Source organism: Armatimonadota bacterium, assembly GCA_031459765.1.
GTDB classification, from domain to species: domain Bacteria; phylum Sysuimicrobiota; class Sysuimicrobiia; order Sysuimicrobiales; family Kaftiobacteriaceae; genus Kaftiobacterium; species Kaftiobacterium secundum.
The window spans coordinates 1-18,823 of record JAVKHY010000010.1; the positions used below are offsets into that span (position 1 = coordinate 1).

The 18,823-nt window shown below is 69.6% G+C and carries 34 protein-coding genes, 1 tRNA gene and 1 pseudogene; all 36 read left to right on the forward strand.

Annotation, left to right across the window (positions count from 1 at the left end):
* The coding region (locus QN141_10790; GenBank protein MDR7558963.1) for a hypothetical protein at positions 1-99 on the forward strand (99 nt) is incomplete at its 5' end.
* Positions 100-103: 4 nt separating this feature from the next.
* Positions 104-409, forward strand: coding sequence for a 30S ribosomal protein S10 (gene rpsJ, locus QN141_10795; GenBank protein MDR7558964.1), 306 nt, complete (start codon positions 104-106; stop codon positions 407-409).
* Positions 410-422: 13 nt separating this feature from the next.
* A complete protein-coding gene (rplC, locus tag QN141_10800) occupies positions 423-1,061 on the forward strand; it encodes a 50S ribosomal protein L3 (GenBank protein ID MDR7558965.1) in 639 nt (212 codons plus the stop codon).
* The gene (gene rplD / locus QN141_10805) at positions 1,058-1,693 is read left to right on the forward strand and encodes a 50S ribosomal protein L4 (GenBank protein ID MDR7558966.1); all 636 of its coding nucleotides are present in this window, start codon (positions 1,058-1,060) and stop codon (positions 1,691-1,693) included. Before rplC ends, rplD begins: the two co-directional genes overlap by 4 nt.
* Positions 1,690-1,980 (forward strand): 50S ribosomal protein L23, encoded by a 291-nt coding sequence (gene rplW, locus QN141_10810; protein MDR7558967.1) that lies wholly within the window; start codon positions 1,690-1,692, stop codon positions 1,978-1,980. Before rplD ends, rplW begins: the two co-directional genes overlap by 4 nt.
* A gap of 38 nt (positions 1,981-2,018) precedes the next feature.
* Positions 2,019-2,843, forward strand: a complete 825-nt coding sequence (gene rplB / locus QN141_10815) for a 50S ribosomal protein L2 (protein MDR7558968.1) — start codon at positions 2,019-2,021, stop codon at positions 2,841-2,843.
* Positions 2,844-2,847: 4 nt separating this feature from the next.
* Positions 2,848-3,192: a 30S ribosomal protein S19 gene (gene rpsS, locus QN141_10820; protein ID MDR7558969.1), complete on the forward strand. Its 345-nt coding sequence runs from the start codon at positions 2,848-2,850 to the stop codon at positions 3,190-3,192.
* A gap of 14 nt (positions 3,193-3,206) precedes the next feature.
* On the forward strand, positions 3,207-3,545 hold the full coding sequence (gene rplV / locus QN141_10825; GenBank protein MDR7558970.1) for a 50S ribosomal protein L22: 339 nt from the start codon (positions 3,207-3,209) through the stop codon (positions 3,543-3,545).
* 2 nt (positions 3,546-3,547) lie between these two features.
* Positions 3,548-4,171, forward strand: a pseudogene (gene rpsC, locus QN141_10830) (30S ribosomal protein S3).
* A gap of 133 nt (positions 4,172-4,304) precedes the next feature.
* Positions 4,305-4,724 carry a 50S ribosomal protein L16 gene (gene rplP / locus QN141_10835; protein MDR7558971.1) on the forward strand — a complete coding sequence of 140 codons (420 nt, stop codon included), beginning with the start codon at positions 4,305-4,307 and terminating at the stop codon, positions 4,722-4,724.
* Positions 4,724-4,915, forward strand: coding sequence for a 50S ribosomal protein L29 (gene rpmC / locus QN141_10840; protein ID MDR7558972.1), 192 nt, complete (start codon positions 4,724-4,726; stop codon positions 4,913-4,915). The genes rplP and rpmC overlap by 1 nt, the downstream gene beginning before the upstream one ends.
* 2 nt (positions 4,916-4,917) lie before the next feature.
* Positions 4,918-5,178, forward strand: a complete 261-nt coding sequence (rpsQ, locus tag QN141_10845; protein ID MDR7558973.1) for a 30S ribosomal protein S17 — start codon at positions 4,918-4,920, stop codon at positions 5,176-5,178.
* Positions 5,175-5,543 carry a 50S ribosomal protein L14 gene (gene rplN, locus QN141_10850; protein ID MDR7558974.1) on the forward strand — a complete coding sequence of 123 codons (369 nt, stop codon included), beginning with the start codon at positions 5,175-5,177 and terminating at the stop codon, positions 5,541-5,543. Before rpsQ ends, rplN begins: the two co-directional genes overlap by 4 nt.
* Positions 5,544-5,545: 2 nt before the next feature.
* Positions 5,546-5,887: a 50S ribosomal protein L24 gene (gene rplX / locus QN141_10855; GenBank protein ID MDR7558975.1), complete on the forward strand. Its 342-nt coding sequence runs from the start codon at positions 5,546-5,548 to the stop codon at positions 5,885-5,887.
* Positions 5,888-6,130: 243 nt separating this feature from the next.
* Positions 6,131-6,712: a 50S ribosomal protein L5 gene (gene rplE, locus QN141_10860; GenBank protein MDR7558976.1), complete on the forward strand. Its 582-nt coding sequence runs from the start codon at positions 6,131-6,133 to the stop codon at positions 6,710-6,712.
* 12 nt (positions 6,713-6,724) lie between these two features.
* Positions 6,725-6,910 carry a type Z 30S ribosomal protein S14 gene (locus QN141_10865; protein MDR7558977.1) on the forward strand — a complete coding sequence of 62 codons (186 nt, stop codon included), beginning with the start codon at positions 6,725-6,727 and terminating at the stop codon, positions 6,908-6,910.
* 23 nt (positions 6,911-6,933) lie between these two features.
* Positions 6,934-7,326: a 30S ribosomal protein S8 gene (rpsH, locus tag QN141_10870; GenBank protein MDR7558978.1), complete on the forward strand. Its 393-nt coding sequence runs from the start codon at positions 6,934-6,936 to the stop codon at positions 7,324-7,326.
* A 25-nt stretch (positions 7,327-7,351) separates the two neighbouring features.
* Positions 7,352-7,912, forward strand: coding sequence for a 50S ribosomal protein L6 (rplF, locus tag QN141_10875; protein ID MDR7558979.1), 561 nt, complete (start codon positions 7,352-7,354; stop codon positions 7,910-7,912).
* Between the two features lie 15 nt (positions 7,913-7,927).
* Positions 7,928-8,296: a 50S ribosomal protein L18 gene (rplR, locus tag QN141_10880; GenBank protein ID MDR7558980.1), complete on the forward strand. Its 369-nt coding sequence runs from the start codon at positions 7,928-7,930 to the stop codon at positions 8,294-8,296.
* Between the two features lie 12 nt (positions 8,297-8,308).
* A complete protein-coding gene (gene rpsE, locus QN141_10885) occupies positions 8,309-8,827 on the forward strand; it encodes a 30S ribosomal protein S5 (GenBank protein MDR7558981.1) in 519 nt (172 codons plus the stop codon).
* A 3-nt stretch (positions 8,828-8,830) separates the two neighbouring features.
* Positions 8,831-9,298, forward strand: a complete 468-nt coding sequence (rplO, locus tag QN141_10890; GenBank protein MDR7558982.1) for a 50S ribosomal protein L15 — start codon at positions 8,831-8,833, stop codon at positions 9,296-9,298.
* Between the two features lie 6 nt (positions 9,299-9,304).
* On the forward strand, positions 9,305-10,573 hold the full coding sequence (gene secY / locus QN141_10895; GenBank protein ID MDR7558983.1) for a preprotein translocase subunit SecY: 1,269 nt from the start codon (positions 9,305-9,307) through the stop codon (positions 10,571-10,573).
* Positions 10,570-11,232, forward strand: coding sequence for an adenylate kinase (locus tag QN141_10900; GenBank protein ID MDR7558984.1), 663 nt, complete (start codon positions 10,570-10,572; stop codon positions 11,230-11,232). The genes secY and QN141_10900 overlap by 4 nt, the downstream gene beginning before the upstream one ends.
* Positions 11,233-12,006 (forward strand): type I methionyl aminopeptidase, encoded by a 774-nt coding sequence (gene map / locus QN141_10905; GenBank protein ID MDR7558985.1) that lies wholly within the window; start codon positions 11,233-11,235, stop codon positions 12,004-12,006.
* A 96-nt stretch (positions 12,007-12,102) separates the two neighbouring features.
* Positions 12,103-12,321 (forward strand): translation initiation factor IF-1, encoded by a 219-nt coding sequence (infA, locus tag QN141_10910; GenBank protein MDR7558986.1) that lies wholly within the window; start codon positions 12,103-12,105, stop codon positions 12,319-12,321.
* 15 nt (positions 12,322-12,336) lie between these two features.
* Positions 12,337-12,450: a 50S ribosomal protein L36 gene (gene rpmJ / locus QN141_10915; GenBank protein ID MDR7558987.1), complete on the forward strand. Its 114-nt coding sequence runs from the start codon at positions 12,337-12,339 to the stop codon at positions 12,448-12,450.
* Positions 12,451-12,460: 10 nt separating this feature from the next.
* The gene (gene rpsM / locus QN141_10920) at positions 12,461-12,844 is read left to right on the forward strand and encodes a 30S ribosomal protein S13 (protein ID MDR7558988.1); all 384 of its coding nucleotides are present in this window, start codon (positions 12,461-12,463) and stop codon (positions 12,842-12,844) included.
* Between the two features lie 20 nt (positions 12,845-12,864).
* A complete protein-coding gene (gene rpsK / locus QN141_10925) occupies positions 12,865-13,251 on the forward strand; it encodes a 30S ribosomal protein S11 (GenBank protein MDR7558989.1) in 387 nt (128 codons plus the stop codon).
* A 15-nt stretch (positions 13,252-13,266) separates the two neighbouring features.
* Positions 13,267-13,890, forward strand: coding sequence for a 30S ribosomal protein S4 (gene rpsD / locus QN141_10930; GenBank protein ID MDR7558990.1), 624 nt, complete (start codon positions 13,267-13,269; stop codon positions 13,888-13,890).
* A gap of 71 nt (positions 13,891-13,961) precedes the next feature.
* Entirely contained in the window at positions 13,962-14,933 is a 972-nt protein-coding gene (locus tag QN141_10935) for a DNA-directed RNA polymerase subunit alpha (GenBank protein MDR7558991.1), read from the forward strand.
* Between the two features lie 39 nt (positions 14,934-14,972).
* Positions 14,973-15,329: a 50S ribosomal protein L17 gene (gene rplQ, locus QN141_10940; GenBank protein MDR7558992.1), complete on the forward strand. Its 357-nt coding sequence runs from the start codon at positions 14,973-14,975 to the stop codon at positions 15,327-15,329.
* Between the two features lie 105 nt (positions 15,330-15,434).
* Complete coding sequence (locus QN141_10945; GenBank protein MDR7558993.1) at positions 15,435-16,304, forward strand: energy-coupling factor transporter ATPase; 870 nt, start codon at positions 15,435-15,437, stop codon at positions 16,302-16,304.
* Positions 16,291-17,148: an energy-coupling factor transporter ATPase gene (locus QN141_10950; GenBank protein ID MDR7558994.1), complete on the forward strand. Its 858-nt coding sequence runs from the start codon at positions 16,291-16,293 to the stop codon at positions 17,146-17,148. Before QN141_10945 ends, QN141_10950 begins: the two co-directional genes overlap by 14 nt.
* A complete protein-coding gene (locus QN141_10955; GenBank protein MDR7558995.1) occupies positions 17,145-17,969 on the forward strand; it encodes an energy-coupling factor transporter transmembrane component T in 825 nt (274 codons plus the stop codon). Before QN141_10950 ends, QN141_10955 begins: the two co-directional genes overlap by 4 nt.
* Positions 17,966-18,703 (forward strand): tRNA pseudouridine(38-40) synthase TruA, encoded by a 738-nt coding sequence (gene truA / locus QN141_10960; protein ID MDR7558996.1) that lies wholly within the window; start codon positions 17,966-17,968, stop codon positions 18,701-18,703. Before QN141_10955 ends, truA begins: the two co-directional genes overlap by 4 nt.
* Before the next feature lie 16 nt (positions 18,704-18,719).
* Positions 18,720-18,794: transfer RNA gene (locus QN141_10965), tRNA-Met, on the forward strand.
* Positions 18,795-18,823 lie beyond the last annotated feature (29 nt).

The following is an 18,823-nucleotide window of genomic DNA, read 5'->3' on the forward strand; positions in this document are numbered from 1 at the left end:
CTGATCACCCCGGTGGCGCTGGAGGAGGGGCTGCGGTTTGCGATTCGGGAAGGCGGGCACACCGTGGGGGCCGGCGTGGTGACCAAGGTGGTGGAGTAGGCCCATGGCCCAGAAGATCCGGATCAAGCTGAAGGCGTTCGACCACAAGGTGCTCGACCAGTCCGCGGAGCGCATCGTGGACACCGTGCGGCGTACAGGGGCGCGGGTGAGCGGTCCCGTGCCGCTGCCGACGGACCGGAACCTCTTCTGCGTGATCCGCTCGCCCCACATCGACAAGGAGTCCATGGAGCACTTCGAGCTGCGCACCCACAAGCGGCTGATTGACATCCTGGAGCCGACGCAGAAGACGGTGGACGCCCTCAGCCACCTGGATCTCCCGGCGGGTGTGGACATCGAGATCAAGCTGTAGGTCGGGGACGGCGATGACGGCGATTATGGGACGGAAACTGGGCATGACCCAGGTCTTCGACGACCGGGGGAACATCGTGCCGGTGACGGTGGTGGAAGCGGGCCCCTGCGTGGTGACGCAGATCCGCACCCCCGAGCGCGACGGCTACCGCGCCGTGCAGCTCGGCTTCGAACCGGTGAGCGAGCGCCGGGTGACCAGGGCCATGAAGGGCCACTTCGCCCGGGCGAAGGTCGCCCCGCGCCGGGTGTTGCGCGAGTTCCCGGTGGAGGAGGACGAGACCTTCACCGTGGGTCAGGAAGTGACCGTCGGTGCCTTTGACCGGGGCGACATCGTGGATGTGGTCGGCACGACGAAGGGACGCGGGTTCAGCGGCGCGATGAAGCGCCACAACTTCCGCGGACAGCGCGACACCCACGGCGTCTCGCTCATGCACCGCGCGGTGGGGTCGCTCGGCATCTCGGACGTGGGACGGGTCTGGCCCGGGAAGCGGATGCCCGGACGCTACGGCGGCGAGCGGGTCAGCGTGCGCGGACTGCAGGTCGTCGGGGTGGACGCCTCTCGGAATCTGCTCCTGTTGAAGGGCGCCCTCCCCGGCCCCCGCGGCGGCCTGGTCCTCATCCGCCGGCGGACGCCGGCCAGGACCAAGAGGTGAGCGGCGTGGCGCAGGCGCAGGTCTTCGACCAGCACGGCCAGGATCGGGGGACGGTGGAGTTGCCGGCGGCGGTCTTTGGGGTCCGCCCGCACCGGGCGGTGATGCATGAGGCGCTCGTGGCGCAGCTCGCCGGACGGCGGACGGGAACGCACTCCACAAAGACCCGCGGCGAGGTGGCCGGGAGTACCCGCAAGATCTACCGGCAGAAGGGCACGGGGCGCGCCCGCCACGGCAGCCGCAAAGCGCCCATCTTCAGAGGCGGAGGCATTATCTTCGGCCCCCAGCCCCGGGACTACACCCAGGGGACGCCGAGAAGGGTCCGCCGCCTGGCCATCCGCTCCGCCCTGTCCAGCAAGGCCGCCGAGGGCAGGATCGTGGTCGTCGAGCCGCTGCCGCTCGACGCGCCCAAGACCCGCAGCGTCGCCGACCTGCTCAACCGGCTGCCCGTGGCCGGCAGGACGCTGCTGGTGACGGCCACGCCGGATCCGACCCTGGTCCGCTCCGCGGCCAACCTTCCGGGCGTGCAGGTGGCGGATGCGGCCAGTCTCAACCTGCACGACGTCCTGGCCGCGGACTACCTGGTGTTGACCCGGCCGGCGGTGGACCGGGTGGCGGAGGTGTTTGCGCCGTGAGCCTGGAGGCGCGGGCCGTGATCCGGCGGCCGATCCTGACCGAGAAGAGCATGCGCGGTTCTCAGATCGGCAAGTACACTTTCGAAGTGGCCGATGACGCCAGTAAGAGCACCATCAAAGACGCCGTAGAGCGGTTGTTCGCGGTGACGGTGACCAAGGTGAACACCGTGCGCGTCCCGGGGCGCCTGAAGCGGCGCGGGGCGCATACCTATCGGGTCGGCGGATACAAGAAGGCCATCGTCACGCTGGCGCCGGGGGAGAAGATCGACCTGGAAACCCTGACCTAAGCGGCAGAGGACGGCGCCGCGCGGGGAGGCGGTGGATCGTGGGACTGAAGAAGTTCAAGCCGGTGACGCCGGGACGGCGGTTCATGACCGTCCAGACGTTCGAGGAGTTGTCCAAGAAAGAGCCGGAGGACCGGCTTGTTGTCGCGTTGCGCCGGTCGGGCGGACGGAACGCGCAGGGTCGGATCACCGCACGCCATCGAGGCGGCGGCAGCAAGCGGCTCTACCGCCTGGTGGACTTCAAACGCGACAAGGACGGTGTGGCGGCCCGGGTGACGGCGATCGAGTATGATCCCAACCGTTCCGCCAACCTGGCCCTCCTGCAGTACCAGGACGGCGAGCGGCGCTACATCCTGGCGCCGGTCGGCCTGCAGGTGGGGGATGCCGTGCAGTCGGGTCCCGATGCGGAGATCCGGCCGGGGAACGCCCTTCCGCTGCGGGCCATCCCCGTCGGCACCCTGGTGCACAACGTCGAGCTGTACCCGCACCGCGGCGGCCAGATGGTGCGCGCCGCCGGCGCGGCGGCCCAGGTCCTGGCCAAGGAGGGCGACTTTGCGCACCTGCGCCTGCCGTCGGGCGAGGTCCGGCTGGTGAGCCTGGACTGCCGGGCCACGGTCGGTCAGGTGGCCAACCTGGATTGGGACGCCGCATCTGGCGGCAAGGCCGGTCGCAGCCGCTGGCGCGGCCGCCGGCCCAGGGTGCGGGGCGTCGCCATGGATCCGAGCAGCCACCCCCACGGCGGTGGGGAGGGCCGATCCCCCATCGGGATGCCGGGACCGGTGACCCCCTGGGGCAAACCCACGCTGGGCTACAAGACACGGAAGCCCAAGCGCAGCGATGCCTTGATCGTGAAGCGGAGGAAGTAGAGCTATGGGTCGCTCGACAAAGAAAGGGCCCTTCGTGGACCTGCACCTGCTCCGGAAGGTGCAGGAACTGAACAAGACGCGCGAGCGGCGGGTGATCAAGACCTGGTCGCGGCGCAGTACGATCCTCCCCGAGATGGTCGGGCACACCATCGCCGTGTACGACGGCCGACGGCACATCCCGGTGTACATCACGGAGCAGATGGTGGGGCACAAACTGGGGGAGTTTGCGCCGACCCGCACCTTCAAGGGTCACGGCACGCGGGTCGCCGCCGAGCGCACGACGGGCGTGGCCGTGCCGGCCGGGGGACCGGCTCCGGCGGGCGGGACGCCTCCCGCCGCCCAGAGCTGAGGAGCGGAAGAGCGATGGAAGCGAAAGCTGTGGCCCGGTACGTGCGGATCTCGCCCTTCAAGGTGCAGCGGGTCGTCGAGGCGATTCGCGGGCGCCCGGTGCGCGAAGCCCAGGCCCTGCTGGCGCACATGCCCAGCCCGACCGCGCAGGTCGTGGCCAAAGTGCTGAATTCGGCCGTGGCCAACGCCGAGAACAACCTGGAGCTGGACCGCGACCGGCTGGTCGTGGCGCGGGCGTTTGTGGACCGCGGTCCGTCGGCCAAACGGCTCCAGCCGCGGGCGCGCGGACGCGCCGACGTCATCACGAAACGCAGCAGCCACGTCACCGTGGTCGTGGCGGAGAAAGGACGATAGCCGTGGGGCAGAAGATCCATCCGGTGGGCCTGAGGGTCGGGATCATCCGCGACTGGGAGTCGCGCTGGTATGCCCGGAACATGGCCGGGCTGATCCAGGAAGACCTCAAGATCCGCACCCACATCAAGCAGAAGCTCCACCGCGCCGGGATCTCCCGCGTGGAAATCGAGCGCGCCGCGACCCGCGTGCGGGTGATCATCCACGCCGCCCGTCCCGGAATCATCATCGGTCGCGGCGGCACCGGGATCGACGCCCTGAAGAAGGACCTGGAGGCGATGACGGGCAAGCAGGTGCAGCTTAACGTCCAGGAGATCCGCCGCCCCGAGCTGGAGGCCGTGCTGGTGGCCGAAAACGTAGCCCAGCAGCTGGAGCGCCGCATCGCCTACCGGCGGGCGATGAAGCAGGCCGTGCAGCGCAGCCTCCGGGCCGGGGCGAAGGGGATTCGGATCGCGGCCAGCGGGCGGCTGGGCGGCTCCGAGATCGCGCGGTACGAGTGGTACCGGGAGGGGCGGGTCCCGCTGCACACGCTGCGGGCGGACATCGACTTCGGCATTGCCGAGGCCAAGACGACCTACGGCCGCATCGGGGTGAAGGTCTGGATCTACCGCGGAGAGATCCTCCCCGAGCGGCGGCCGGAGGCCGAGGTCCGCCGCCTGCGGCCCGCCGAGCGGCCTCCCGAGCCGGTGGCCGGCGCGTCCAGCGGACCGGCGGTGATCCCGTACCAGGACCCCCGGCCGGCGGTGCGGAGGAGAGACAGCGATGTTGATGCCTAAGCGCACCAAGTACCGCAAGGCGCACCGCGGTCGGATGACGGGCCGCCGCCTCGCCGGCACGACCATCGCCTTCGGCGAGTACGGGTTGCAGGCGCTGGAGCCGGCCTGGCTGACCAGCCAGCAGATCGAGGCGGCCCGCCGCGCGATCATGCACTTCATCAAGCGCGGCGGCAAGCTGTGGATCCGCATCTTCCCGGACAAGCCGGTGACCAAGAAGCCGGCGGAGACGCGCATGGGCAGCGGCAAGGGCAACCCCGAGCTGTGGGTGGCCGTGGTGCGGCCCGGCCGGGTGCTCTTCGAACTGGGGGGTGTGCCGCCGGCGGCGGCGCGCCAGGCGTTCCTGCTGGCGGCGCACAAACTGCCCATCAAGACCAAGTTCGTCCAGCGCGAGGAGGTGGCGGTGTAGTGGACGCATCCGCCCTGCGGGAGCTGGGCGTCGACGACCTCCTGCGGAAACTGGACGAGGCCCAGAAGGAACTCTTCAACCTCCGGATGCGCGTGGCCGGACAGCAGCCGAACACGACGAAGATCCGGGAGTTGCGCCGGCAGGTGGCCCGGCTCAAGACGGTCCTGGCGGAGAAAGGCGTGAGGACGTGACGATGGCGGACGGGCGGGCAAAGCGCAAGACCCGGGTGGGTATCGTGGTCAGCGACAAGATGGACAAGACGGTCGTGGTGCGGGTGGAGACCCTGCGCCAGCACGTCACCTACGGCAAGACGGTGCGGCACGTCCGCAAGTTCAAGGCCCACAACGAGGGCAATCAGGCCCGCGCGGGGGATCGGGTGCTGATCATGGAGACGCGGCCGCTGTCGCGGGAGAAGCGGTGGCGCGTCGTCCAGGTGTTGGAGAAGGCGAGATGATTCAGAACTATACGCGATTACGGGTGGCGGACAACACCGGCGCCCGAGAGATCATGTGCATCCGGGTGCTCGGCGGCAGCAACCGCCGCTACGCCGGGGTGGGCGACGTCATCGTGGCCACGGTGAAGCAGGCCACCCCCAACAGCCCCATCAAGCAGGGCGAGGTGGTGCGCGCCGTGGTCGTGCGGCAGACCCGTCCCCTGCGCCGGCCCGACGGCTCCTACATCCGGTTCGACGACAATGCGGCGGTGATCCTGACCGACGCCCAGAACCCGCGGGGCACGCGCATCTTCGGCCCGGTGGCCCGGGAACTGCGCGAGAAACAGTTCATGAAGATCATCTCCCTGGCCCCGGAGGTGCTGTGACCATGGCGGTGGTAGCGGGCCGGCAGCCGGTCCACGTGAGGAAGGGCGACACCGTGGAGGTCATCGGCGGCAAGCACCGCGGCAAGCGGGGGAAGGTCCTCAAGGTCCTGACCAAGGACGGGACGGTGATCGTCGAAGGAGTCAACCTCGTCAAGCGGCACACCAAGCCGACCCAGAAGCTGCCTCAGGGCGGTATCGTGGAGAAGGAAGCTCCGCTGCACGCCAGTCGGGTCATGCTGGTGTGCCCGAAGTGCGGGAAAGCCGCGCGTATGGCCCACGGCTACCTTGCCGACGGTACGAAGATCCGCGTCTGCAAGCACTGCGGAGAACAGGTAGAGAAGTAGGCCCGGGGGCCCGAGGTCCCGGGACCGGAGGAGAAGATGCCGAACGACGAGCCCAAGTCCAAGCGCACCGAGCCGCCCGCGGCGCAGGGAGCGCCGAAGGCCGACAGCGCGCCCCGGGCCTCGCGCAAGCCCAGGGCGCCCAAGGGCGAGGCGCCGAAGGCCGAGGGGCGGCCGCCGCGGACGGAAGGGACAGCCGCCTCCCAGGGGACGTCGGCGACGGAGCGCGACGCCGCCGGGACGGTCCTGCGCACCCATCCCGTCCGCCTGCGCGAGCGGTACCGCACAGAGGTCGTTCCGCGGCTGCGGGAGCGATTCGGCTACCGGAACATCATGGAGGTCCCGCGGCTGGAGAAGGTCGTGATCAACATGCGGGTCGGCGACGCCACCACCGATACCCGGTTTGTGGACAAGGCGGTGGAGGAGCTGACCCTGATCGCCGGCCAGCGCCCGGCCGTGGCCCGGGCCCGCGTCTCCATCGCGGCCTTCAAACTGCGTCGCGGCATGCCCATCGCCGCGCGGGTGACCCTGCGCGGGGACCGGATGTACGAGTTCGTGGACAAGCTGTTCAACGTGGCCCTGCCCCGCATCAAGGACTTCAAGGGGATCAGTGCCCGACAGTTCGACGGCCGCGGCAACCTGAACATCGGCGTCCGGGAGCAGCTCATCTTTCCCGAGATCGACTACGACCGGGTGGAGAAGATCCGCGGGATGGACATCACCCTGGTCACGACGGCGCGCACCGACGAGGAGGCGCAGGAACTGCTGCGGTTGCTGGGGCTGCCGCTGCGCGAGGCGGCGCCGGAACCTGTCGGGACGCGTCGGTGAAAGGAGCGATCCGTGGCCAAGAAGGCGTTGTTGAACAAGTGGAAGCGTGAACCGAAGTTCAAGGTGCGCCGCTACAGCCGCTGTCAGCGGTGCGGGCGGCCGCGCGCCGTGTTCCGCAAATTCGGGCTGTGCCGGATCTGTCTGCGACAACTGGCCCACCGCGGCGAGATCCCCGGCCTGGTCAAGGCCAGCTGGTAGGAAGGGGTGGAGCCGTGGGCACGATCACCGATCCGATTGCGGACATGCTGACGCGGATCCGGAACGCCAACAGCGCGCGACATGAGCACGTGGACATTCCGGCCAGCAGGCTGAAGATGGAGATTGCGCGCATCCTCAAGGACGAGGGCTTCATCGCGGACTGGCGGTTCATTGAGCGCGGGCCGCAGGGATTGCTGCGGATCACCCTGCGCTACGGGCCACGCAAGGAGCCGGTCCTGTCGGGGCTCCGGCGGGCCAGCCGGCCGGGCCTCCGCCTGTACACGACGCGCCGCGAGATCCCGCGCATCCGGGGCGGGATGGGCGTGGCCATCCTGAGCACCTCCCGCGGGGTCATGACCGACCGCCAGGCCCGGCGCGTCGGGGTCGGCGGTGAGGTGCTGTGCTACGTCTGGTAGCGGCGGCGATGACGGAGGAGGGAGCATGTCGCGCGTAGGCCGATCGCCCATCCCGATCCCGAAGGGGGTTCAGGTCCAGATCCAGGGACGGACCGTCGAGGTCCGCGGCCCGAAGGGAGCCCTGGCGCGGGAACTGCCGCCCGAGATGTCGGTGGAGCTGTCGAACGGGATGCTGCTGGTGCGCCGGCCTACCGACCAGGAGCGGCACCGGGCGCTGCACGGGCTCACCCGGGCGTTGCTGGCCAACATGATTCGCGGGGTGACCGAGGGGTTCAAAGTGGAACTGGAGATCCAGGGCGTCGGCTACCGAGCCGCCAAGCAGGGGAATGCGCTCTCCCTGCAGGTCGGGTACTCCCATCCCGTCGAGATCATCCCCGAGCCGGGGATCAGTTTTGAGGTGCCCCAGCCCAACCGCATCACGGTCAGCGGCATCGACAAGGAACGGGTGGGCCAGGTGGCCGCCCGGATCCGGGCGGTCCGGGAGCCGGACCCCTACAAAGGGAAGGGGATCCGCTATCTCGGAGAGCGGATCCGGCTCAAGCCGGGCAAGGCCGGCCGGACCGTAGGCGGGGCGGCGAAGGCGTAGGTGGGAGGACGGCAGATGCTCAAGCCAGTGGACCGCAAGGCGCTGCGTCGGCGGCGCCACCTGCGCATCCGACAGAAGGTGGTGGGCCGGCCGGAGCGTCCGCGGCTGTCGGTGTTCCGCAGCCTCAGACACATCCAGGCGCAGATCATCGACGACACGCGGGGCGTGACACTGGCCGCGGCGTCGACGCTGGACCCGGAGATCCGGGAGGCCGTCCGCGGCCGGAAGAAGTCCGAGGCGGCCGGCGTGGTCGGCGAACTGATCGCCAGGCGGGCGCTGGAGCGCGGAATCCGACAGGTGGTGTTCGACCGGGGCGGCTACCTGTATCACGGCCGGATCAGGGCGCTGGCCGAAGGGGCCCGGAAGGCCGGGCTGCAGTTCTGAAAGGAGGCAGCGATGCCGGTCAAGAGAGTGGATCCCGCCACGGTCAACCTCACCGTGGAGAAGGCGGTGTGGATCAACCGGGTGGCCAAGGTGACCCGGGGCGCCAAGCGCTTCAACTTCGCCGCCCTGGTCGTCGTGGGGGACGAACAGGGCCACGTGGGCGTGGGACTGGGCAAGGCGGCGGAGGTGCCGGACGCGATCCGCAAGGCCGTGGAGGACGCGAAGAAAGGGCTGATCGAGGTGCCCCTGCGCGGGACGACCATCCCCCACGAGGCGCTGGGGGTCTACGGAGCCTCCCGCGTCCTGCTGCGCCCGGCCACAGAAGGGACGGGCGTCATCGCCGGCGGATCGGCGCGCGCCGTCCTGGAGGCGGCCGGAATCAAGGACATCCTGACCAAGTCCCTGGGCTCGCGCAACCCGATCAATCAGGCCCGGGCCGTGCTTGAAGCACTGCAGCAGTTGCGGCAACCTGAAGAGGTGGCGAGGGTGCGCAACAAGCCGGTGGAAGAGGTCATGGCGTTTCGGAGATAGCGGATGAAGATCTCGGATCTCAAGCCAGCGCGTGGTTCCCGCCGTCCCGCGCGTCGCGTGGGGCGCGGACTGGGGTCGGGGCGCGGGGTGTACAGCGGCCGCGGCCGGAAGGGCCAGCAGGCGCGGTCGGGCCGGCCGCCCCGCCCGGGATTTGAAGGGGGCCAGACTCCGCTCAGCAAGCGCCTGCCGTTCCGCCGCGGGGTGCGCGCCGGCGGCGCCGTGCACACGGGAGGGAAGCCCCGGGTGCGATACACGCCGGTGAACCTGCGGGACCTGAACCGGTTTCCGGCCAACGCCGAGGTGACCCCGCAGACCCTGCGGGACGCCGGGGTGGTGCGGGGATCGGCGCCGGTGAAGATCCTCGGCGACGGCACGGTTGACCGCGCCCTGGTGGTCAAGGCGCAGGCCTTCAGCCGGTCGGCGGCGGACGCCATCCGCCGCGCCGGCGGCCGGATCGAGGTGATCCCCTAAATGTCCATGCTCGCCGGGCTGGTCAACGCCTTCCACGCGGGGGATCTGCGCAAGCGGGTCCTCTTTACCGCGGTGATGCTGGCGCTCTTCCGCCTGGGGGCGCACCTCCCCGTGCCCGGGGTGGACGTGGCCGCGGTGGAGCGCTTCTTCCGCCAGCAGGGGACCATCTTTAGCTTCCTGGACCTGTTCGTCGGCGGGGCGCTCAGCAACTTCGCCATCTTCGCCCTCGGCGTCTTTCCCTACATCACCGCCTCGATCATCATGAGTCTGATGCAGGTCATCTTCCCCTCCCTCAAGGAGATGGCGCAGGAGGAGGGGGAAGCCGGGCGGCGGCGGATCGGCATGTACACCCGTTACCTCACCGTGGCCCTGGCCGTCCTGCAGGGCGTGGCTCAGACCAGCGTGATCCGCAGCATGGGCGCCCTCCCCGACGCGCGCCCGCTGACCCTGGGCATGATCGTGGTCACGCTCGTGGCCGGGACGATGCTGCTGACCTGGATGGGCGAGATCATGACGGAGTACGGGGTGGGCAACGGCGTCTCGCTCATCATCTTCGGCGGGATCGTGGCCCGGCTGCCCGACCAGACGGCGCGCACCCTGGCCCTGGTCGGCGTGGGCGAGGTCAAGTGGTACCAGTTCCTGCTCGATGTGCTCGTCGTGCTGGGCAGCGTGGTGGCCGTGGTGGCCGTGACCCAGGCCGTCAGGAAGATTCCGGTGCAGTACGCCAAGCGGGTGGTCGGCCGGCGGGTCTACGGGGGGCAGTCCACGCACCTCCCCCTGCGCCTCATCCAGGCCGGCGTCATCCCCATCATCTTTGCCGTCTCGGTCCTGCAGTTTCCCCAGACCATCGCCCAGTTCGTGCGGTACGAGCCGATCCGGCGGATCGGCGAGACCATCCTCCCGGGCCGGCCGCTGGGAGACCTGCTGTACTTCGTCCTGATCATCCTGTTCACGTACTTCTACACCGCGGTGTCCTTCGATCCGAACGACGTTTCGGAGAACATCAAGAAGTACGGCGGCTTCATCCCCGGCATCCGGCCCGGCAAGCCGACCACGGAGTACCTCTCCCGGGTGGTGGAGCGTCTCACCCTGGTGGGCGCCCTGGTGCTCGCCGTCATCGCCGTGGCTCCCATCTACCTGGCCCGCGGCACGGGGGTACTGACCTTCTACCTGGCCGGCACATCGCTGCTCATCGTGGTCGGCGTGGCCCTGGAGACGATGAAGCAGATCGAAGCCTACGTGCTCATGCGGCACTATGAAGGGTTCATGCGGTGAACCTGATCTTCCTCGGGGCGCCGGGCGCCGGCAAAGGGACCCAGGCCCGTCTGCTGCAGGAGCGGGAGCAGATCCTGCAGCTGTCCACCGGGGACATGCTGCGTGCGGCAATCGCGGAGGGCAGCCCCCTGGGGATGCAGGCCAAGGCCTATGTCGAGCGGGGGGCCCTCGTCCCCGACGACGTCATGATCGCCTTGATCGAGACGCGGCTGACGCGTCCGGACGCCCGGCGCGGCTTCGTCCTGGACGGGTTCCCGCGGACCCTGCCCCAGGCGGAGGCGCTGGACCGGATGCTGGAGCGGGCGGGCCGGCGGGTGGACGCCGTCCTGTACTTCGACCTCGACGACGACACCATCCTCCGGCGTCTGACCGGCCGGTGGGTGTGCCGGCAGGCCGGGCACATCTACCATCTCGAGTTCAAGCCGCCCCGGCAGCCCGGGCGCTGCGACGTGGACGGCAGCGAGCTGGTCCAGCGCGTGGACGACCGGCCGGAGACGGTCCGCCGGCGGCTGGAAGTGTACCACCGGGAGACGGAGCCGGTGGTGGAATTCTATCGCCGGCGGGGGGTCCTGGCCACCGTGGACGCCGACGGGGGCATCGAGGACGTCTACGAGCGTGTGCTCCGGACGATCCGGGCGCGAATGGAGCTGCGGGCCTAGATGGTCCGGCACATGATCATCGTCAAGTCGCCGGAGGAAGTGGAGCGGATGCGCCGCGCGGGGCGCCTGGCCGCGGAGGCCCTCCGCGAGGTGGCCAGGGCGGTCCGGCCCGGGGTGACCGGCGCCGCGCTGGACCGGCTGGCCGAGACCTTCATCCGCGACCACGGGGGGGCGCCGTCCTTCAAGGGGTACCGGGGTTTTCCGGCCAGTATCTGCGTCTCGGTCAACGATGCCGTCGTGCACGGCATCCCCGACGGCCGGCCGTTGCGCCCGGGCGAGATCGTCTCGATCGACCTCGGGGTCGAGGTGGACGGGTTTCACGGCGACATCGCGGTGACCCTGCCGGTGGGGGAGATCGGTCCCGAGCTGGCCCGGTTGCTCCGGGTGGCCCGCGAGGCGCTGTTCCGGGGGATCGCCGCGGTCCGGGCCGGCCGGCACCTGGGCGATATCGGGGTGGCCATCCAGCGCCATGCCGAAGGGGCCGGGTTCTCCGTGGTCCGAGACTTCGCCGGACACGGCATCGGCCGGCACCTGCACGAGGAACCGCAGGTCCCCAACTTCGGCGAGCCGGGCACGGGCCCGGTGCTGCGGAGCGGCATGACCCTGGCCATCGAACCCATGGTCAACGAGGGAACGTGCGAGGTGTTCCTGGAAGCCGACGGCTGGACCGTCCGAACCCAGGACGGGCGTCCGTCCGCCCACTTTGAGCACACGGTCGCGGTCACGGACGACGGCGCGGACGTCCTCACCGCCATCCCGGGCGGGGTGCTGTAGCGGCTGGGGCCGGGACCTCGTGACGTGGACGAACCGTCGTTTGGCGAGTATAATGAGATTTTGTGCTATGCGGTGTGAAATGCGCCGGGAGGCGTGATGGCCAAGAAAGACGCGATCGAGGTCGAGGGACAGGTCGTCGAGGTCATGCCCAACGCCCTGTTTCGCGTGGAGCTGCAGACCGGTCACAAGGTGCTGGCGCATATCTCCGGCAAGATGCGGATCAACTTCATCCGCATCCTGCCCGGGGATCGGGTCAAGGTGGAGCTCTCGCCCTACGACCCGACCCGCGGCCGGATCACCTACCGGTACCGCTGAGCGAAGGAGACGGCGATGAAGGTCCGGGCGTCCGTCCGGCGGATGTGCGAAAAGTGCAAGGTCGTCAAGCGCGGGGGGCGGGTGTACATCATCTGCGACAACCCCAAGCATAAGCAGAAGCAGGGGTAGGAGGTCAACCATGGCGCGGATTGCCGGTGTGGACCTGCCCCGGGAGAAGCGGATCGAGGCGGCCCTCCCGTACATCTTCGGGATCGGGCTCAGCCGCTCGCGCCAGATCCTGGCCGCGACGCAGGTCAATCCCGACACCCGGGTGCGGAACCTGACGGAGGAAGAGATTACCCGGTTGCGCGACTACATCGACCGGCACTTCAAGGTGGAGGGCGACCTGCGCCGGGAGATCGCCATGGACATCCGGCGGCTGCAGGAGATCGGCTGCTATCGCGGCCTGCGGCACCGCCGCGGCCTGCCCGTGCGCGGGCAGCGCACCCGGACCAACGCCCGGACCCGCAAGGGCAAGAAGAAGACGGTCGGATCCGGCCGCCGCAAGATCGAGAAGAAGTGAGGTAAAGGAAAGGAGCGTTCATGGTCAAGAAAGCGCGCGGGCGCAAGCGAGAGCGGAAGAACGTGCCGCTGGGCGTGGCCCACATCCAGTCCACCTTCAACAACACGATCGTCACCATCAGCGACCCCCAGGGAAACGTCCTGGCCTGGTCCAGCGCCGGCCAGACGGGGTTCAAGGGATCGCGCAAGGGGACGCCCTTTGCGGCGGGTCTCGCCGCCGAGGCCGCGGCGCGCAAGGCCATGGAGCACGGGGTGAAGCAGGTCGAGGTCCTGGTCAAAGGGCCGGGGGCGGGCCGCGAGGCGGCCATCCGCGCGCTGCAGGCCGCCGGCCTGGAGGTCAACCTGATCCGCGACGTGACCCCGATTCCGCACAACGGCTGCCGGCCGCCCAAGCGGCGGCGCGTGTAGAGGCAGGAGGGCGGGATGGGACGGTATACGGATGCGGTCTGTCGGCTGTGCCGCCGCGAGGGGATGAAGCTCTACCTCAAGGGCGAGAAGTGCTACACCGAGAAATGCCCGGTCCACAAGCGGCCGGTGCCCCCGGGCATGCACGGCCAGGGCCGGCGCAAGCTCAGCGAGTTCGGCGTGCGCCTGCGCGAGAAGCAGAAGCTGCGCCGGATCTACGGGATTTACGAGACGCAGTTCAAGACCTACTTCCGCCGCGCCGCCCAGGCTAAGGGGGTGACGGGCGTGCGGCTGTTGCAGCTGCTGGAGACCCGGCTGGACAACGTCGTCTACCGCCTGGGCTACGCCACTTCTCGCCGGGAGGCGCGGCAGATGGTGCTCCACGGGCACATCGGCGTGAACGGCCGCAAGGTGACCGTCCCCTCCTACCAGCTGAAACCGGGCGACGTCGTGGCGCCCACCCCTCACGGGAAGGAGCACCCGCGGGTGAAGGAACTCGCCGCCACGGGGTTGCGCACCCTGCCCTCCTGGCTGGAGTTCACCCCCGAGCGGCTGGAAGGGCGCGTGCTGGCCCTTCCGGCGCGTGAAGAGATCGACGTGCCGGTGCAGGAACAGCTCATCGTCGAGTACTATTCGAGATAGTCCGGCCGGAGGAAGCGCCGGGACGGCGGCCGTCGCGGCAGGATCGGACAGGCAGTGATCGGGAGGAGTGCATGAGCATCGCCACTATCTGGGAAGCCCCGAAGACCAAGATCGAGTACGCCGAACTCTCCGAGACGTACGGAAAGTTCCTCGTCGAGCCGCTGGAGCGCGGCTTCGGCATTACCCTGGGTAATGCCCTGCGCCGGGTCTTGCTGTCCTCCATTCCGGGCGCGGCGGTCACCTCGGTGAAGATCGAGAACGTCCTCCACGAATTCTCCACCATTCCCGGCGTGGTGGAGGACGTCACGCAGATCATCCTCAACCTGAAGGAACTCACCCTGCGTCTGCATACCGACAAGCCGAAACTGCTCCGGCTGGAGGCGCGGGGGAAGAAGGTGGTCACCGCCGCGGACATCGCGGAGGACGCCGAGGTGGACATCCTCAACCCCGACCTGCACATCGCCACCCTGGACAAGAAGGACGCCCGGCTGGCCATGGAGCTGGTCGTGGAGCGGGGCAAAGGGTACGTGCCGGCCGAGAAGCACCGGAAGAGCGAGCACGTCATCGGCGTCATCCCGGTGGACTCCATCTTCTCGCCCATCCAGAAGGTCAACTACGTCGTCGAGGATACCCGAAGCGGGACGGCCGAGATGGACCGCCTGGTGCTGGAGGTCTGGACCGACGGCTCGATCCGGCCCGAGGAGGCCGTCCAGGAAGCGGCCCGGATCCTGATCGACCAGTTCAAGCTCTTTGCCGGCATGGGCGAGGAGGCCGAGGCCTTCGGCGGGCTGGAGCCGGGCGCGGACGCGCAGATGGCCAAGTTGTACGCCATGCCCATCGAGGATCTGGACCTTTCTGTCCGGCCCTACAACTGCCTGAAACGGGCCGGGATCAACACCGTCGGCGACCTCATGCAGCGCACCGAAGAGGAGATCGTCAGCGTGAAGAACTTCGGGCGCAAATCGCTGGACGAAGTGCGCGAGAAGCTCACCGCGCTCGGCCTGTCGCTGAAGCGGCGGGATGTGTCATCGGCCGGGGCGTGACGGCCCGGCCGATGGGCCTCGTGGGATGAGGGAGCAACCATGCTGGGGCGTGTGACTCGGAAACTCAACCGCGACAGCGGCGAGCGCAAGGCGCTGTTCCGCGACCTGGTCAGCGCGCTCATCACCCACGGTCGCATCGAGACCACGGCGGCCAGGGCCAAGGAGACGAAGAAGATCGCCGATGGGCTGGTCGCCCTGGCTCTGCGGGATGACGTACACGCCCGCCGACAGGCCCGCCGCCTGCTTACCGACCCGGCGGTGGTGAAGCGCCTGTTTGCCGAGGTCGCCCCCCGGTATCGGACGCGGGTCGGGCGCGGCGGGTACACCCGTGTCATCCGGACCCGGGCACGCCGGGGCGATGCCTCGGAGATGGCGATCGTGGAGCTGGTCTCGTAGCGCACCGCCGCGACGGGCCCCCGGCTGGGCCGCGCCGGCAGATGCGTGCGCCCGTCGATCCCACCCTTCCGAGATCGCCGCGGCGCACGGCGCCGCAGCGATGACATGGCCGCCCTGATCGAAGTCCGCAACCTGCGCCACGTCTACAACGCCGGCACCCCCCACGCCGTAGTCGCGGTGGACGGCGTGTCGATGACCATCGAGCGGGGGGAGTTCGTGGCCATCGTGGGCGGCAACGGCTCCGGCAAGTCCACCCTGGCCAAGCACCTCAACGCGCTCCTCCTTCCGACCGAGGGCGAAGTGCGCGTGGACGGGCTGGACACGCGCGACCGCAGCGCCCTGTGGGAGATCCGCCGGCGCGTGGGCATGGTCTTTCAGAATCCCGACAACCAGCTCGTGGCCACCGTCGTGGAGGAAGATGTGGCCTTCGGGCCGGAGAACCTGGGCCTCCCCCCGGAGGAGATCGCCCGGCGCGTGGCCGCGGCCCTGACCGCGGTGGAGATGCTGCCCTTCCGACGGGCCGAGCCGCACCTGCTGAGCGGGGGGCAGAAGCAGCGGGTGGCCATCGCCGGGGTGCTGGCGATGCGCCCGGAGTGTCTGATCCTCGATGAAGCCACGACGATGCTCGACCCCCAGGGGCGGCGCGAGGTGCTGGACACGGTGCAGCGCCTCAACCGGTCGGGGGTGACCGTCATCCTCATCACCCACAGCATGGACGAGGCCGCGCTGGCCCACCGGGTGATTGCGCTCTTTCGGGGGCACATCGCCCTGGAGGGCCCTCCGGAGCGAATCTTCGACCGCGGCCGCGACCTGGAGGCCATCGGTCTGGGGCTCCCGCTGGTCCCGGCGCTGGCCCGCGCCCTGCGGGAGGACGGCCTCCCCCTGAGGGACGGAATTCTCTTTCCCGAGCATCTGGTGGATGCCGTGGCCCAACTGGCGGCCGCCGCCCGGGGACGAATCGATGGCGTTCATTGAGTGCGAGGCGCTCGGTCACATCTATCTGAAGGGCACCCCCATGGAGACCGTGGCGCTGCAGGAGGTCACGCTGCGCATCGACGAAGGGGAGTTTGTCGCGTTGATCGGCCCGACCGGCTCGGGCAAATCCACCCTCGTGCAGCACTTCAACGCGTTGCTCCGTCCCACGTCCGGCACCGTTCGCGTGGGCGGCGTGGATCTGTCCGCTCCCCGGGCCGACCTGCAGGCGGTCCGCCGCCAGGTCGGGATGCTGTTCCAGTATCCCGAGCACCAGCTCTTCGAGGAGACCGTGGCCGAGGATGTGGCCTTCGGTCCCAGGAACCTCGGTCTTTCGGAAGATGAAGTACAGGCGCGCGTCGCCGAGGCCCTGCGTGCCGTCGGTCTGGATCCCGCCGTCTTTGGTCCGCGGTCACCCTTTTCGCTGTCGGGCGGGGAGATGCGGCGGGTGGCCGCCGCCGGGGTGCTGGCCATGGCCCCCCGGGTGCTGATCCTCGACGAGCCGGCGGCGGGGCTGGATCCGCGGGGGAAGGCGGAGATCCTGGGGCACTTCCGCGCCCTGCATGTCCGGCGGGGGACGACCATCGTCCTGATCACCCACGACATGGACGAGGTCGCCGCGCTGGCCCAGCGCGTCATTGTCCTGGACCGGGGGCGCGTCGTGATGGACGGTCCGGTGCGCGAGGTCTTCACCCGGGCCGACGAGCTGCAGGCCCTCGGGCTCGGTGTCCCGGCGGCGACGGACGTGGCGCGCCGGCTCCGCGCCCGGGGCCTGCCGGTGCGGGAGGACGTGCTCACCGCCGAGGAGGCGCGGATCGCCATCCGGGAGGCCCTGCGGTGGAACTGAGCCGCTACGTGACCATCGGGCAGTTCATCCCCCGCGACTCCCCGGTGCACCGACTCGACCCGCGGACCAAGCTGGCCGCGGTGACCATGCTCATGGTGGCCATCTTCGTCGCCCGGGACTTCGCCGGCTACACCCTGCTCACGGCATTCCTCCTTGTCGTCGTCGCGGTCTCCCAGCTCCCGCTCGGCTACCTGCTCCGGGGGCTGCGGCCGGTGGTCTTTCTGCTGCTGCTGACCGTCCTGCTGAATCTCTTCTTCAGCGGGATTTCGGGCGGGACCCCGCTGGTTGCCTTCCGGGGCGTGGTGGTGACGCGGGAGGCAGCGCTCCGGGCCCTCTTCATCGCCGCCCGCCTGGTCCTGCTGATCGCCGTGACCTCGCTGTTGACGTACACGACGTCCCCCGTGGCCCTGACCGATGGGATCGAGCGCCTCCTCCGTCCCTTCCGGCGGATGGGAGTACCGGCCCACGAACTGGCCATGATGATGACCATCGCCCTGCGGTTCATCCCGACCCTGGTGGAGGAGACGGAGAAGATCATGAAGGCCCAGATGGCCCGGGGCGCCGTCTTCGACCGCGGCGGGGCCTTGCGGCGGGCCCGGGCCCTGGTGCCGGTGCTGGTCCCCCTCTTCGTCAGCGCCTTCCGGCGCGCCGACGAGCTGGCCCTGGCGATGGAGGCGCGGTGCTACCGGGGAGGCGAGCACCGCACGCGGATGAAAGAGTTGCGCTTTGCGCCCCAGGACCTGGTGGCCCTGGCCGTGACCGTGGCCGCCTCTGTCGTCGTCTCCCTGCCCTACGTGGCGTGGCGGCACCTGCTCCGGTGACCCGCAACATCCGCCTGACCATCGAGTACGACGGAACCGATTTCTCGGGCTGGCAGCGCCTGAGGCGCCGTCCGTCCGTGCAGGAAGAAATTGAGCGGGCCATCCGTGCTGTGACGCGGGAGTCGGTGCATCTCATCGGCGCGGGACGGACCGACGCCGGGGTCCACGCCCTGGGCCAGGTGGCCAACTTCCGGACCGCCAGCCGGCTGCCTGTGGAACGGATCCCACCCGCGCTCAACCACCATCTGCCGCCGACGATCCGCATCCTGGAGGCGGCCGAGGTCGATCTTGCCTTCCACGCCCGGTACTCTGCCCTCGGCCGGACCTACCGGTACGCCGTCCTGAACCGTCCCGCCCCGTCGGCGATCCTCCGGAACCATGCCCACCATGTCCCCCAGCCGCTCGCCCTCGACGCGCTGGCGGAGGCCCTGCCGGCCCTGCAGGGACGGCATGCCTTTACCTCTTTTCGCGCCACCGGGTCGAGGGAGCGGTCTACGGTGTGTACGCTTCGCCGCGCCGAGGTCGTCCGCAGCGGCGACATAGTCATCTTCACCTTCGAGGCGGACCGGTTTCTCCGGCACATGGTGCGCCTGATGGTGGGCACGCTGCTGCGGGTGGGAACGGGGAAGCTGCCGCCGCAGGCGGTGGCCGAGATCCTCGCCGCAGAAGACAACGCCCGCGCCGGTCCCCGCGCCCCGGCCCGCGGGCTGTTCCTCGTCCGCGTGGACTACTGATATAATGCGCTCTGGCGGGCCCGTAGCTCAACGGCAGAGCGGCACCCTCATAAGGTGTGGGTTCCTGGTTCGAGCCCAGGCGGGCCCACCACGGGCGCCCGGCCTCCTCTGAGCCGGGAT

Excerpts from the sequence above, each read along its gene's own strand:
- rpsJ (MDR7558964.1), top strand. The coding sequence starts at position 104 with ATGGCCCAGAAGATCCGGATCAAGCTGAAGGCGTTCGACCACAAGGTG.
- rplC (MDR7558965.1), top strand. The coding sequence starts at position 423 with ATGACGGCGATTATGGGACGGAAACTGGGCATGACCCAGGTCTTCGAC.
- rpsS (MDR7558969.1), top strand. The coding sequence starts at position 2,848 with ATGGGTCGCTCGACAAAGAAAGGGCCCTTCGTGGACCTGCACCTGCTC.
- rplV (MDR7558970.1), top strand. The coding sequence starts at position 3,207 with ATGGAAGCGAAAGCTGTGGCCCGGTACGTGCGGATCTCGCCCTTCAAG.
- rplP (MDR7558971.1), top strand. The coding sequence starts at position 4,305 with ATGTTGATGCCTAAGCGCACCAAGTACCGCAAGGCGCACCGCGGTCGG.
- rpsQ (MDR7558973.1), top strand. The coding sequence starts at position 4,918 with ATGGCGGACGGGCGGGCAAAGCGCAAGACCCGGGTGGGTATCGTGGTC.
- rplN (MDR7558974.1), top strand. The coding sequence starts at position 5,175 with ATGATTCAGAACTATACGCGATTACGGGTGGCGGACAACACCGGCGCC.
- rplX (MDR7558975.1), top strand. The coding sequence starts at position 5,546 with ATGGCGGTGGTAGCGGGCCGGCAGCCGGTCCACGTGAGGAAGGGCGAC.
- rplF (MDR7558979.1), top strand. The coding sequence starts at position 7,352 with ATGTCGCGCGTAGGCCGATCGCCCATCCCGATCCCGAAGGGGGTTCAG.
- rplR (MDR7558980.1), top strand. The coding sequence starts at position 7,928 with ATGCTCAAGCCAGTGGACCGCAAGGCGCTGCGTCGGCGGCGCCACCTG.
- rpsE (MDR7558981.1), top strand. The coding sequence starts at position 8,309 with ATGCCGGTCAAGAGAGTGGATCCCGCCACGGTCAACCTCACCGTGGAG.
- rplO (MDR7558982.1), top strand. The coding sequence starts at position 8,831 with ATGAAGATCTCGGATCTCAAGCCAGCGCGTGGTTCCCGCCGTCCCGCG.
- secY (MDR7558983.1), top strand. The coding sequence starts at position 9,305 with ATGCTCGCCGGGCTGGTCAACGCCTTCCACGCGGGGGATCTGCGCAAG.
- map (MDR7558985.1), top strand. The coding sequence starts at position 11,233 with ATGGTCCGGCACATGATCATCGTCAAGTCGCCGGAGGAAGTGGAGCGG.
- infA (MDR7558986.1), top strand. The coding sequence starts at position 12,103 with ATGGCCAAGAAAGACGCGATCGAGGTCGAGGGACAGGTCGTCGAGGTC.
- rpmJ (MDR7558987.1), top strand. The coding sequence starts at position 12,337 with ATGAAGGTCCGGGCGTCCGTCCGGCGGATGTGCGAAAAGTGCAAGGTC.
- rpsM (MDR7558988.1), top strand. The coding sequence starts at position 12,461 with ATGGCGCGGATTGCCGGTGTGGACCTGCCCCGGGAGAAGCGGATCGAG.
- rpsK (MDR7558989.1), top strand. The coding sequence starts at position 12,865 with ATGGTCAAGAAAGCGCGCGGGCGCAAGCGAGAGCGGAAGAACGTGCCG.
- rpsD (MDR7558990.1), top strand. The coding sequence starts at position 13,267 with ATGGGACGGTATACGGATGCGGTCTGTCGGCTGTGCCGCCGCGAGGGG.
- QN141_10935 (MDR7558991.1), top strand. The coding sequence starts at position 13,962 with ATGAGCATCGCCACTATCTGGGAAGCCCCGAAGACCAAGATCGAGTAC.
- rplQ (MDR7558992.1), top strand. The coding sequence starts at position 14,973 with ATGCTGGGGCGTGTGACTCGGAAACTCAACCGCGACAGCGGCGAGCGC.
- QN141_10945 (MDR7558993.1), top strand. The coding sequence starts at position 15,435 with ATGGCCGCCCTGATCGAAGTCCGCAACCTGCGCCACGTCTACAACGCC.
- QN141_10950 (MDR7558994.1), top strand. The coding sequence starts at position 16,291 with ATGGCGTTCATTGAGTGCGAGGCGCTCGGTCACATCTATCTGAAGGGC.